This is a genomic window from Pandoraea sp. NPDC087047 (genome assembly GCF_044745225.1).
Taxonomy (GTDB): Bacteria; Pseudomonadota; Gammaproteobacteria; order Burkholderiales; family Burkholderiaceae; genus Pandoraea.
Window position 1 is genome coordinate 85,652 of the sequence record NZ_JBIUZU010000012.1, and the last position, 12,388, is coordinate 98,039.

General features: G+C 64.3%; 10 protein-coding genes and 1 pseudogene. 2 read left to right on the forward strand and 9 right to left on the reverse strand.

Features of this window, described 5'->3' with window-relative positions; translation table 11 throughout:
• Positions 1-2: 2 nt before the first annotated feature.
• From ACIPHM_RS21425 to ACIPHM_RS21455, 7 genes and pseudogenes are all read right to left on the reverse strand, one after another.
• A complete protein-coding gene (locus ACIPHM_RS21425) occupies positions 3-809 on the reverse strand; it encodes a pirin family protein (RefSeq protein WP_400332739.1) in 807 nt (268 codons plus the stop codon).
• 113 nt (positions 810-922) lie between these two features.
• Positions 923-3,403 carry a TonB-dependent siderophore receptor gene (locus tag ACIPHM_RS21430; RefSeq protein ID WP_400332742.1) on the reverse strand — a complete coding sequence of 827 codons (2,481 nt, stop codon included), beginning with the start codon at positions 3,401-3,403 and terminating at the stop codon, positions 923-925.
• Positions 3,404-3,562: 159 nt separating this feature from the next.
• On the reverse strand, positions 3,563-4,558 hold the full coding sequence (locus tag ACIPHM_RS21435) for a FecR domain-containing protein (RefSeq protein WP_400332745.1): 996 nt from the start codon (positions 4,556-4,558) through the stop codon (positions 3,563-3,565).
• Between the two features lie 6 nt (positions 4,559-4,564).
• Positions 4,565-5,059, reverse strand: a complete 495-nt coding sequence (locus tag ACIPHM_RS21440) for a sigma-70 family RNA polymerase sigma factor (RefSeq protein ID WP_400332748.1) — start codon at positions 5,057-5,059, stop codon at positions 4,565-4,567.
• Positions 5,060-5,277: 218 nt separating this feature from the next.
• Positions 5,278-6,542 (reverse strand): annotated as a pseudogene (locus ACIPHM_RS21445) (TonB-dependent receptor); the annotation flags it as partial.
• Between the two features lie 146 nt (positions 6,543-6,688).
• Entirely contained in the window at positions 6,689-7,102 is a 414-nt protein-coding gene (locus tag ACIPHM_RS21450) for a DUF2946 domain-containing protein (RefSeq protein ID WP_400332750.1), read from the reverse strand.
• A gap of 132 nt (positions 7,103-7,234) precedes the next feature.
• Positions 7,235-8,437: a glycosyltransferase family 87 protein gene (locus ACIPHM_RS21455; protein ID WP_400332753.1), complete on the reverse strand. Its 1,203-nt coding sequence runs from the start codon at positions 8,435-8,437 to the stop codon at positions 7,235-7,237.
• A 201-nt stretch (positions 8,438-8,638) separates the two neighbouring features.
• On the opposite strand from ACIPHM_RS21455, the gene ACIPHM_RS21460 reads away from it, so the two are divergent.
• Together ACIPHM_RS21460 and map are read left to right on the forward strand one after the other, a co-directional pair.
• On the forward strand, positions 8,639-8,893 hold the full coding sequence (locus tag ACIPHM_RS21460; RefSeq protein WP_400332755.1) for a ParD-like family protein: 255 nt from the start codon (positions 8,639-8,641) through the stop codon (positions 8,891-8,893).
• Positions 8,893-9,723 (forward strand): type I methionyl aminopeptidase, encoded by an 831-nt coding sequence (gene map, locus ACIPHM_RS21465; RefSeq protein ID WP_400332757.1) that lies wholly within the window; start codon positions 8,893-8,895, stop codon positions 9,721-9,723. Before ACIPHM_RS21460 ends, map begins: the two co-directional genes overlap by 1 nt.
• A 67-nt stretch (positions 9,724-9,790) precedes the next feature.
• Here the strand turns inward: map and ACIPHM_RS21470 are convergent, their stop codons facing one another.
• Together ACIPHM_RS21470 and ACIPHM_RS21475 are read right to left on the reverse strand one after the other, a co-directional pair.
• Positions 9,791-10,618 (reverse strand): hypothetical protein, encoded by an 828-nt coding sequence (locus ACIPHM_RS21470; protein ID WP_400332759.1) that lies wholly within the window; start codon positions 10,616-10,618, stop codon positions 9,791-9,793.
• A 242-nt stretch (positions 10,619-10,860) separates the two neighbouring features.
• Positions 10,861-11,982, reverse strand: a complete 1,122-nt coding sequence (locus ACIPHM_RS21475) for an HPP family protein (protein WP_400332761.1) — start codon at positions 11,980-11,982, stop codon at positions 10,861-10,863.
• Positions 11,983-12,388: the final 406 nt, after the last annotated feature.

Consider the following 12,388-nt stretch of genomic DNA (forward strand, 5'->3'; position numbering starts at 1 on the left):
GCTTAACCCTGCGTACGATAGGTCTTGAGCTGGGGGAAGGTCTCGTCGTCCAGCTCGCCGAATTCGCCGCGACGGAACGCCGAAATGCGGTCGTTGAGTTGTTCGACGGAATTCATGACAAACGGGCCGTGTTTCGCCATCGGTTCATCAAGCGCCGGGCCGCTGAGCATCACGAAATGGCTCTCGGGATCGGCGCGCAAGGCGATGACGAGCGCGTTGTGCGGGGCCTCCGCGCGCAGGCCGATGCCAATGGCGTTGCCCGCGGACAACTGTCGGGCTTCACCGGCAACGTCGACGTGCAGATGGCCCGAGATCACGCAGACTGTGGCGTTCCAGCCGCGCGGCAGGTCGTGGCGGAACACGCACGCCGCCGTCAGAAAGCCGTCCAGCAGCGTGAACGGCTGCGGCAGTTCGGCGTTTTTCGGCGCCGTTACGCCATTGCTCGACCCGGAGACGACGCGCACCCGCACGCCAGCGCCCAACACCTCCGGAATCTCCGTCGGCGCGACGTCGAAAGCATAGGGCGCGTCGTATTTCTGCGAAGCGGGCAAATTGACGAAGATCTGCAACGCGTGGATGTGGTGCCCGTCGCCTTCCGGCTGTTCCGTATGCACGGCACCGCGGCCGGCGGCAAACCAATGCAACGCGCCGGGACGAATCGGGCCGTAGTTGCCGAGCGAGTCGTAATTGACGTGAGCGCCGACGGCGTCCTCGAACATATAGGTCACGGCGGAAATGCCCGCGTGCGGATGCGGCGCGAACGTCGGTGCCGTCATGTGGAAATGATCCAGCATGACGACAGGATCCATCAGCCCGCCAAATGACTGCTCGCCAAAATGCCTGGCGCGAAAGCCATCGCGAATGGTCAAGTCTTGGCCTGCGACCACCTCGGATACGCGGGAAAGCCCCTCGCACGGCGGGCTTACCACTCGTAACGGGCGCTCAGGAGCACGTTACGACGCTGGCCGTACTGGCAGCGGGTCGAACTGCCGCAACGCGACACGTACACGCGGTCGAACACGTTGTTCGCCGACAGTACGAAGCGCCAGTGCGGGATCGTGTAGTGCACGGCCATATCGGCGATGGTGAACGACCCCACTTCGTACGAGTTGATGGTGTCGCCGTAGCTGGGGCCGACGTACTGCACCCCGGCGCTGGCGCCCAATCCGCGAAGCACACCGGCGTTGAACGTGTAATCGAGCCAGAGCGAGGCGAGATTGCGCGGTGTCGCCGCCGGGGTCTTGCCCACGGTCGGGTCGACGGCGCTGCCTGCGATGACCTTCACGTCCTGCAATGTGTATGCGGCGAGCAGCTTCAGGTTCGACGTCAGCTCGGCAGTGCCTTCGAGTTCGATGCCGCGACTGCGCGTCTCGCCGACCTGAATGCTGCCGTTAAGCATGGGATCGGGCACTGCCGAGAGCGCGTTGGTCTCGCGCAGGTCGAACAACGCGGCCGAGAACGTGGCGTTCATGAACGTCGGCTTGTATTTCAGCCCGAGCTCGGTCTGACGCGATTTGAGCGGCTTGTACGGCGCGTTGTAGGCCGTGACGCCCACCACCGGCTGGAACGACGTTGCATAGCTGACGTATGGCGAGACGCCACTGTCGAACAGATACATCAGGCCCGCACGGCCACTGAATGCGCTGTCGTTCTGGCCCGTGCGCGTGTTCGCCAGATTGTCGGTCGAGGTGGAATTCACCCAGTCCTGACGGCCGGAGAGCGCCAGCACCCAGTGCTTGTCGTACTTCATCTGGTCCTGCACGTACAGCCCGAACTGACGCTGTACCTGACGCATCTGCGTGTCGTTGAACGACGGCGTGACCACCGGCGTGTAGACCGGTGAATACAGGTTCAGCGTGTAACCGTAGCCATACCCCTCGTTGTCGACGTAATTCTGGTTGGCGAAATCGAAGCCGGCCAGCAGCGTGTGTTCCACCGGCCCGGTCTGCACTTTGCCGTGCAACTGGTTGTCGATGACGACGTTGTTGTAGTTCGAGCGCAGATTCATTGCGGCGAGCGACATCGTTTGCTGATCGCGCGACAGGGCGTAGCCGAACAGCGCCTGATTGTTCAGGTCGAGATGCTCATAGCGGAAGTTCTGACGAAACGACCAGTTCTCCGAGAGCCGCTGGTCGAACAGGTAGCCGAAGGAATACTGCGTCTTGTCGTAGTTCTCGTAGCCGGGGAACGACGTCATCAGGCTGGTCGGGATTCGCTGCCCGTAGATCGTCGGCGAGACCGAGCCGAAGCGGGGCAGGAAGTTGTTCGAGTCCATCGTGTTGTCGCGCAGATAGGTGGCCATCAGCGTGAGCGATGTGTCGGCGTTGGGGCGAATCGTCAGCGACGGCGCCAGCAGCGTACGCGTGCCATGCACGTAATCGACCTGGTTCTGCGCGTAGTTTTCCTTTGCGATGAAGCGATAGAGCAGCGTGCCGTTCTCATCGACCGGCCCGGAGGTGTCGATGCCGATCCCCAACTGCTTGTTGTTGCCGGCAAAGAGATCGACCTGCCCGCGTGCGGTGTCGGTCGGCAGCTTCGACACCATGTTGACGATGCCGCCGGGCTCGCCTTGTCCGTAGGTCACCGACGCCGGACCTTTCACGACTTCGATGCGTTCGAGCTGGTAGGGATCGACGCGCCACTGGTCGAGCCCACGACCGGCCACGGCCGTGAGGCGGGTGCCGTCGAGATACAAGTAGTCGGCGCTGAAGCCGCGGATGGTAAAGGCGTCGTTGCGCGTGTCGTTGCTGTAGTAGGTGCCGACGCCTGCCGTGTAATGCAACGCTTCGTTGAGGGTCTGCACATTGCGCGCGTCCAACTGGTCGCGGCCGATGACGGAGATCGCCTGCGGCGTTTCCATCAACGAGGTGTCGGTCTTGGTGCCTGCCGTGCTGCGCGAGGCCACGAAGCCATTCACGGGGCCGCGCGCACTTTCCTGCACGCTGGCGGCGTGCACGTTGGTGGCGGGCAGCGCGACGTCGGCGTCGCCCGCGACGGCCTCGGGCACCCGGCGCACGGTGTAAGTGCCGTCGGAGCGCGGCACGATTTCCAGGCCGCTGCCGTCAAGCAGATGGCTGGCCGCTACGCGGGCGTTGTAGTCGCCGGAGAGCGCCAGACTCTGGCGGCCGTCCGCCAGCGCGGGATCGAACGACAGCGCGATGCCGGAAACCACCGCGAAACGTGCCAGCGAGCGGCCGAGCGCACCGGCGGGGATGTCGTAGTGACGCACGGCGGCGGCGTCGAGCGCCTGCGTTGTCGCGGCGTGTGCCGAAGGTGCCGGTGCGAACGCGGTGCCGATCGCCAGGGCAATCAGCGTGAGGCGCAGCAGGGGCAGGGAGCGGGGCGGCACGGGTTTGCGATGCGGGGCACCGCCGGTGATCGAGAGCTGTAAGACGACGCGCATTTCGGGTGATCCTGTCGAGAGCAGAGTGTTGATTCATCCTCATTGCCAATCGACGGCGGAAAAAGTATCACCCCTGACGAAAATTTCTTGCCGGCTGCACGGTGGCTCGCTATTTCGGTAGTTGTCCGCGTGAGCGTGCGAGCGTGTGGGGCGTTGCCCTCAGACGTCCTGACGCGCCCCCAGCGAGATCCACCACCCGGCCAGCCGGCGGTGCACGGTGACGGGATACGTCGACACGAGCATCACCAGCGTGCGGTCGATGTCGGGAATCGGAAACGCGCCCGAGACGCGCAGGTCGGCCACCGCCGGATCGCAATACACCGGGCCGTGACGATAGCGCTCGAGTTCTTTGGCGAATTGGGCGAGCGGCATGCGATCGGCCAGCAGCAGTCCGCGCATCCACGCGGTGGCGGATTCGTCGGCAGGGGACGGTGGGTCGACATTGCGCGTGTCCAGCCACGTCTCCTGTCCGGCCGCTACGACCCGAGATTCGTTGGCGCCGCCGTTCGCGGGCGTCGCGCGCACGGCCCCTTGTATCACGGCCACGTAGGTGCGTGCGCTGGACTGCCGGACAACGAATCGCGTGCCGAGCGCTTCGAGCATGCCCTGTGCCGTGCCGACACGTAGCGGCCGATGGAGCGCTGCGGTATCGGGCGCGGTTGCGACGAAAATCTCGCCTTCGCGCAGCCGTATCAGGCGCTCGTCGGTGTCGAAGTCGACGTCGAAGGCGGAGGCGGTGCCGAGCGTGACCTGTGTGCCGTCGGCAAGGCGGATGTCGCGCTGTTCGCCGGCCGCGGTGCGATGATCGGCCGTCCATTGATTCGCGTCGACGACTCGCCACGCGCCGTATCCGGCGGGCACGAGGCTTAGCCACGCCGCCACGCGGGCGACGAATGCGCGCCGCGATGTGCCGCGCGGGCGGTCCAGCACCGGCATGGCGAGCGATGGCGGCAGGCTGCCGAGTTTGTTCATCAGCCATTCGGCGCGTTGCCAGGCGAGCGCGTGCGCCGGACTGGTGGCGCGCCAGCGCGCGCACGCCTGACGCTCGGCGTCGGTGACGGCCTCGCCATGCAGGCGGACAAGCCAGTCGGCGGCTTCGTCGAGAATGGCGGGATCGATCGGTTCGGCGCCGGACGCAGCGCAAGGTGGGGGCATGGCGGCTTACTCGTGAGCAAGCGCGAACGCGAGGCAATGGCGGAACGCCTGCTTCATGTAGCGCTTGACGGTGATGAGCGACACGCCCAGCGTTTGTGCAATGGCGTCGTACTTGAGTCCTTCGATCTGCGAGAGCAGGAACGCACGCTTGACGGCGGCCGGCAGCGTGTCGAGCATCGCATCGATTTCCTGAAGCGTCTCGAGCACGATATAGCGCTGCTCAGGGGAGGGGACTTCTTGCTCCGGCACATGGGCCAGCGCTTCGAGCCACGCATGTTCAAGCGCCTGACGCCGGTACCAGTTGACGAGAAGCCCTTTGGCAATGGTCGTCAGATAGGCGCGGGGTTCGGCAATGGAGATGGCCGCGCGGCCTGCGAGAATGCGCACGAACGTGTCTTGCGCCAGATCGGCGGCCTGATTCGCGTCGCCCAGCTTGCGGCGCAACCAACCGTACAGCCACGGGTGATGCTCGCTATAGAGCACCCCGATGTCGCGTTGCATCTCAGGTTCGTACGCGGCCACAGACTTCCCTCGGCGAAACGCCGATCCCCGATTTAAATGATAATAATTCTCATTCTATTGCAAGTCGGGGAGAGACGGCAATCGCGGTGGCCGCAATGTCGTATGCGGGCGACAGTCCCGGCTGCGTTGTCGGTCGCAACCGGGCTGTCGCTTGGGACGTTACGACGGTGGACATCCCCATCGAAGGCGCTCGCCGCTCAGAACCGATAGCTCATGACGACTTCGGCACGCCGGTCATTGCCCAGCAGCCACTGTGTGCTGTTGTAGTAGGCCGTTTGCACGTAATGGCGGTTGAAGACGTTGTAGATGCGCGCGGTCACGGTGAGATCGCGGCGCGGTTTCCAGGCCATGGCGAGATCGACCGTCGTGTAGGACGGCAACGTCAGCGAGTTGGCCGTGTCGGCGTAGCGATGGCCGACGTACTTCAGCCCACCGCTGGCCGTCCACGCTTGCGCGAAGCGCCAGCTCAGCCACAGATTCGCCATTTGTTGCGGCACGTTCACCGGGACGTTGCCCGCGCGCGAGATGGACATGCCACCGACGCTCTCGTCGAACTGATCGTATCTGGCGCGCAGCAGCGTGCCGTTGGCGTCGACGCGCACGCCCGAATACGGCGAGTTGTTGGTGTGCTGGAACGTGGTGTGGTTGAACTCGACCCCCCCCCCGACACGGCATGCTCCATGCCGAACAGATGTCCCTTCAGCGTTGCCGTCGTGACGTTACCGATCTGCTCCTGATCGTGCAGGATCTCGGTGTAACTGCTGCGCTGAACCAGACCGGACGATGGCACGTAGTTGTAGTACTCGGCGTCTTTCCAGTGCCGCTTGCTCTTCATGCGATAGAGCGTGCTGGTGATCGTGAGATCGTCCGTGGGACGCCACACTGCCGCGAGCGTCGCCCAGCTATCGCGATAGGTGATGAGCGAGTCGCCCACGTTGTAGTTTTTCTGATACGTCGACGGGTCGAGACGGCCGTTCACCAGCGGCACACCGAAGTATTGCATCGGGTGCTGATTGCCTTCGGCCAGCGACGCCGTTACCGAGAGGCGCGGTGTGAAGTCGTACTTGATCGCCGCGGAGAAGGACGCGTTGCGCGAGTTGCCCCGGTCGACCCAGTTATTGGAACTGTTGGCGCTCGCATCGAACCGGTAGGCGAGTTTGTCCGTGATCGCGCCGCCGCTGCCGAACGCCGCGCGGCCGGTCTTCTCGGTGCCGATGCCGAGTTGAATTTCGTTTTCGATGGGCATCTGCTCGGGCTTCCTGGGCACGATGTTGACCACCCCGCCAATCGCGCCTTCGCCATAAATGACCGAGGCCGGTCCGCGCAGCACTTCGATGCGCTCGACAGACCATGTGTCGAACGGGAATGTGACGCCGATCGCGCCGTATGGGCGTACGCCGTCATAAAGCTGTGTGACTGAGGCGCTGCCGACGAAGCCGCGCGCCCCGAGTTCCGAGCCGCCGCCACGGCGTTGCGCACAGGGAATGACGTTTTCATGACGCTGTCTGGTTTTCGTTATCGAGCACGCGCGAATGCGCGACGCCGGTCGCGGTGATGCGCAGGCGCGTGCAGGCCGTCGCCCTTCAGGGGCGATAGCGGGTTGTCGGTTCAATGCAGATAGGCTGGGACGCTCAGGTGCGAGGCGGTGCGCGAGACGGCGGCGTGAGGCGCAGCGGTGCGCCGGTGTGACTCAACGCCGGTGTGACTCAACGCCGGTGATGGCGCGAGACGCGTGCTGCCGAGGCGAATGTCGGCCAGCGTCAGCGAGAAGGGCGGGAGCGGCGGGCTGTGGGCGAGCAGCGAGCAATAGCCGCAGGCGGCGCTTGCCGCGTGCGAGATCGGCGTGTGCCGGCCCTGAGCCGCTGTCTCGTCGAGGCTCGTGCAGAACGCGCTGGACAACGCATCGTCGATGGACGACGGATGGGCGCGCAGATACTGGCTGATCAGGGGCGCACAAAGCAGCATCCACATGGCGGCGAAGCCGATCCATGCGATGCGTTTGCTACGAGACCATACCGGCATGTTCAAGGCGTGCGGCGACGGGCCGCGTTCGAAAAGGGTCGTACAGCGTTGTAAAGCGTGGTAAGGGTTCGCAAAGGCGAGCCCGGATGCTATCACGCGGTCACGTGCATCATTTCGTCGTCAAAAATAAATTCATGAGGGATCCGACGCCTTGCGGAAATTTGTCGCGTTTGCCAGTGAAGGGGCTGCGGAAGCGACCGTGACGGCGAACAGCGCGGGCAGCACGAAGACGCCCGGTTGCCATACCGACGGAAAGAATGTCGGCAGTAGCGAGAGCAGGGGAAGGCACCACGCAAGCGTGATGATGGTGCGCTCGATGCCGGACTTTTCGCGCGGCGGCGTTTGCGCCGTACAGAGATAGAGGATCGGCAGCAGAAGCCAAGCGAGGTCGTAGTAGAGGACATAGGGCTGCACGAGCAGCGTGGCGATGACCGCCGCCGCCGCCCGTATCTCGAAGCGGGCGCGGCGCGCCCACAGCACGAGCGTGGCCAGAACGACGGGCAGCGCGACGCCCGCGTGCAGCAGGTACGCCAGCGGCAGACTGCCCCCGAGACGTCGCACCAGCGCGAACACGGAGGGCATCGTTCTCAAGACCTCGCTTGAGGCGTCGTTGACGACGTTCGCGTTGAACCACGCCGCGACTTCGAAGAACCGCACCCAGAGCGGGATGCCGAAAACCAGTGTGCTTAGCGCGATGAACAAAAGGGCCGTGACGGCCATCGCGCCCAGCGCCCGGAAATGACGGCCGAAAATGAACAGCAGCGGGAAAAGCACGGCGAGTTGCGGTTTGATCGCCAACATTCCGGCGCACACCCCCGCCAGCCATGGACGTCGCTCAAGCAGCCCCAGCGCGCCTGCCGCCAGTGCGGCGGTAAGCAGCGCATTCTGACCGTGCGCCGTGGCGACCCAGAGGCCGGGAAATGCCACGGCGACGATCCACGGCAGGGTGCTGCGCTTGAGCGCTGGCGCGCAAGCCCAAAGCAGGCAGGCGATGCCGATGGCGCAAAAGCACGCGTACGACAAGGCGTAGGGCAGCAGCGCCAGGGGATAGACCACAAGTTGAAAGGTGGGTGGGTAGATCCACGGTGCGTAGTACCCGGCGAACAGCGTGTCTTCTATCGCACCGAGCCCGATCGGATCGAAAGCGGCGAGGGCGCTGTCATGCAAGGCAAGATACGACGCGCTCCAGAACACCCGGAAGTCCACCCCCATCGGTGGCATGCCTGGCTCATGCCACATCCATCGCACGGCCCAGCCGCCCAGCACGAGGAGCTGGCACGCGAGAAGCACGCCACTGTAGAGCACGATGCGCTTTGGGCCGGACCGGCGGGGCATGTCTCCTGCGTCCTCTCTGCGTGGGGTTGGCATGGGCGTTTTGGGCGAGACAGAGTGAAGATACAACTTCGGAAACCGAATGGACAATGCAAAGGGGCAACGGCGGGTCAATCGGCGTCTGCGACCCACCGGACGAGACAATTCGGTGAAGGGCTGGTAATATACGTTTCGTAGCCACTTCGTATATACAAGGTCCGCAACATGGGTATCGTCAAGATATCGGAGCAAATGCATGAGGCGCTGCGCAATACGAGCGGCGCGCTCAGCCGCTCGATCAACGCGCAGGCCGAGCACTGGCTGCGCGTTGGCATGCTCGCCGAATTGAACCCTACACTGAGTTACGGCGAAATCTGTCGTCGTCTCATCGAATCCGATGGTGTCCCGGTCAGCGAGACCGGGGCTACCGCATCTCCAGCAACCGGTGCACCTGTCACCGAATTGAATAAGGTGGCGTAATGGTGCGCGAACGCGTTGTCATCCGATCGAAAGAAGAAATTGCCCTGTCGCGCCGCGCCGGGGAGTTGGCCGCACAGGTGCTCGCAATGATCGGCGAGCACGTGAAGCCGGGCGTCACGACCGATGAGCTCGACCGTATCTGTCATGACTTCATCGTCAACGAACTGAAGGCGATCCCGGCCAACATCGGTTATCACGGGTATCCGAAGACGGTGTGTGCGTCGGTCAACCATGTTGTGTGCCACGGCATTCCGGGCGACAAGAAGCTGCACGACGGCGATATCGTGAACATCGACGTCGCTCTCATCAAGGACGGCTGGTTCGGCGACACGAGCCGCATGTATTACGCAGGCAAGCCGAGCATTCTGGCCAAGCGTCTGGTCGATACGACCTACGAGGCGATGCTCGCGGGCATTCGCGCCGTGCGTCCGGGGGCGACGCTCGGCGACGTAGGCTACGCGATCCAGACCGTGGCGCATCGCGAAGGCTTCAGCATCGTGCGCGACTATTGCGGGCACGGCATCGGCACGACCTATCACGACGACCCGCAGGTGCTGCATTACGGGCGTCAGGGCGCAGGCCTTGCGCTGCGTCCGGGCATGATCTTCACCATCGAGCCGATGGTCAACGTCGGCAAGCCGGACACGAAGCAACTGGCGGACGGCTGGACGGTCGTCACGCGCGACCGTTCGCTGTCGGCTCAGTGGGAGCATATGGTCGCCGTGACGGAAACGGGCTTCGAAGTGCTCACGCAATGGCCGGACGGCCTCGGCGAATATGCCCGCTACGGCACGCTGGACGGCAGTGGGGAAACCGCCAACGCGGCTTGATCGCAAAGAGGCAAGAGGCGGGAATCGCTGGGGCGCAACGTTTGCGCCCCAGTTCGTTTGGGGACGCTCAATCGTCGGCCGGCGGGGCGTCGAGCGTGAGCAGATGGTTGGCGTAGCGGTGATAAAGCCATCCGCCAACGCCGCACGTGACCGCCATCCAGACGACAGACAAGGCGGCCTGCACCGTCAGAATGCCGAGCACGGCCACCAGGGCGCTCGGCATGATCCGCAGCGTCGTCTCCAGCACGGTCGTCACGAGTATCGCCACGACGACCAGCGGCAGGATGGTGGCGACCCCGGTGCCGAGCATCGACCAGAAGTGCCCCCGCGTGTCCTGCCACGCGGCGCGCCATTGCTTGCCTCGCCCGGCGGCGATCTGGCCATAGATGAGCGAGACGCGCACCGCAATGAACATCATGGCGCACATCAGGAGGACGATGATCGTGGAGATCAGCGCGCTGGAGTTGGCATGCCCCGTCGCGCGCAGGGCTATCACTGCGATGACGATGAGCGCAGTGCCGCTCAGTCCGAATCCGAGGCCAAGCTGCACCGACGTCCACATATAGCGTTTCACGTCGCGGCTCATCCATGGCGCTTGCCGCGCGGCCTCCGGGCCGAGAATGACGTAACGCAGGACGTGCACGGCAAGCACCGAAAACGCGAAGAAGTTGGAGAGCCCGACGGTGAGCGACAAGGTGGACATGCCGAACCGGAAGCCCGCCGACGTGCCCGCCTGGGCTGCGTTGGCAGCGAGTTGTCTGAACGTGACGCCAAGTGCCGAGGTGACAAGAATCACCACCGCAACCGACAGGCATAACAGGGGGCGATTGCGTAACGCGTTAAAACCGTCGACCCATGCGCCTTTGAAACACTGTTTGAACGTGATCGGTTCCATGTTTCTCCCTGAGCGAATATCGCTTCGTTGATCGAAGCGGTATGGCGTCGGTGCGCCATGACGCGGCCATTCTTGCAGATCGGCTCAGGACTGACAATTCCGTATTGAGCGGGACGACGAGCGTCGTGAGAAACCTCAACCGGGAGGGTGCGAGACGGGGGAGGGAAGACAGCGCAAAGAAGACGGGATGCCAGCCTGCGACACGGATGACGCGTCGCAGGCCGTGGGTAGCGCGAAGCGCTTCAGGTTGACATGACCTTGCGCAGCACTTCGGCGTGCGTGACAACGCCGACGAGCCGGGCGGCTTCGTCGAGCACGGGCAGGGTGCCATGGCGTTGCGTCACAAGCAGGGGCACCAGTTCCGAGAGCGGCATGCCGGCTGTGGCCGACTTGAGGTCGCCTTGCATGAGATCACGGATCGACAGGCGCTGCCCCGTGCCGATCGGCATGCCGAAGCGCGGCCAGCGCGCACGGCGTGCACGTCGCGTGTGCAGGTCGTGACGCGTTACCAGCCCGATCACCCGAGCGTCGCCGTCGACGACAGGCAACGCATCGAGTCCGTGACGCTGCAACAGACGCCACGCGGCCGGGGCTTCGTCGTGCGCCTGCACCTTCGCCAGGGGGGGCGTCATGACGTCGGCTGCGGTCAACTCGCGGGCTCGGCGTGCGTAGGCCTCGCGCTGCGTGTCGCGCAGCAGGCTGGCCAGATCGTCGGCCGAAATGTCGAGCAGTTCGCTGCGGCGCGCGAGCGCCTTCTCGGCATCGGCCGTGGTGACGGGAATCGCCTGAGCGTTGACCGGACGGGCCGTTGTCTGGGCGCGCACCGCATGCGGATAACGATGGCCGGTGAGCGCGTGATATGCGATGGCGGCGCCGAGCAGGACCACCGACTGCAAGGCGATCGGTTTGAGCACGAAGCCGTAACCGAGCGCGTGGACGGCCGGTCCGCCGAGCACTGCCGTCAGTGCGACGGCCCCCGAGGGCGGATGCACGCAGCGCAGCGTGAACATCAACGCAATGGACACGCCCACCGCCGTGGCGGCCGCGATCACTGGCGTCGGGATGAACATGGCACACGTCACGCCGACGACGGCCGCGACAAGATTGCCGCCGAGAATCGACCAGGGTTGCGCGAGAGGACTGGCAGGAACACCGAACAACAGAACGGCCGACGCGCCCATGGGGGCCACCAGCCAGGGGATGTACGTCGCCGGGCCGAGCATCCAGAGCATCAGGCCGCCGGTCAGTGCAATTCCACAGAGGGCGCCAATGCCCGCACGAAGTCGCTCGCGCCAGTGCACAGCCACCACGGCGGGCAGAAACCCCGCCATCCAATCCCTCACGTCACGTTGTGTCATTGCCATGTCGCCCCGCTCCCTCGTCCGCACCCGTTTGGGGCGGCGTCTTGATATTTTGTGCATGATATATCGTATATCGATAAATTGGGAGGGCAGTAGCGGCTGATTTTAGTGCTGCAGCGCAGCGAAATCATCGACGTAAACCATCGGACGTCAAAGCGGTGCACCAAAGTGAGGAAAACGAGACGTATGAGGCGGGAAGGTTGCTAGCGGGGGAGAGCGAAGGGGGCGGGACTGCATCCGGCGGTGATCTGGCAAGCAGGTATCAAACCGGCATCAAAAGGGCGTGGCAGCGGGAATGAGGGACGTAATGCCGAGGGGCAAGGGGGAGGGGTAAAGGGGTAAGGGGGTAAGGGGGGAGGCGGTGATGGGTGAAGGCATGCGGCAGGGCGTTGCACCCCGCCGCATGGTT

Bases quoted from the DNA above. Each gene is read 5' to 3' on its own strand.
- ACIPHM_RS21425 (WP_400332739.1), bottom strand. From the start codon at position 809: ATGGATCCTGTCGTCATGCTGGATCATTTCCACATGACGGCACCGACG.
- ACIPHM_RS21430 (WP_400332742.1), bottom strand. From the start codon at position 3,403: ATGCGCGTCGTCTTACAGCTCTCGATCACCGGCGGTGCCCCGCATCGC.
- ACIPHM_RS21435 (WP_400332745.1), bottom strand. From the start codon at position 4,558: ATGCCCCCACCTTGCGCTGCGTCCGGCGCCGAACCGATCGATCCCGCC.
- ACIPHM_RS21440 (WP_400332748.1), bottom strand. From the start codon at position 5,059: ATGCAACGCGACATCGGGGTGCTCTATAGCGAGCATCACCCGTGGCTG.
- ACIPHM_RS21450 (WP_400332750.1), bottom strand. From the start codon at position 7,102: ATGCCGGTATGGTCTCGTAGCAAACGCATCGCATGGATCGGCTTCGCC.
- ACIPHM_RS21455 (WP_400332753.1), bottom strand. From the start codon at position 8,437: ATGCCCCGCCGGTCCGGCCCAAAGCGCATCGTGCTCTACAGTGGCGTG.
- ACIPHM_RS21460 (WP_400332755.1), top strand. From the start codon at position 8,639: ATGGGTATCGTCAAGATATCGGAGCAAATGCATGAGGCGCTGCGCAAT.
- map (WP_400332757.1), top strand. From the start codon at position 8,893: ATGGTGCGCGAACGCGTTGTCATCCGATCGAAAGAAGAAATTGCCCTG.
- ACIPHM_RS21470 (WP_400332759.1), bottom strand. From the start codon at position 10,618: ATGGAACCGATCACGTTCAAACAGTGTTTCAAAGGCGCATGGGTCGAC.
- ACIPHM_RS21475 (WP_400332761.1), bottom strand. From the start codon at position 11,982: ATGGCAATGACACAACGTGACGTGAGGGATTGGATGGCGGGGTTTCTG.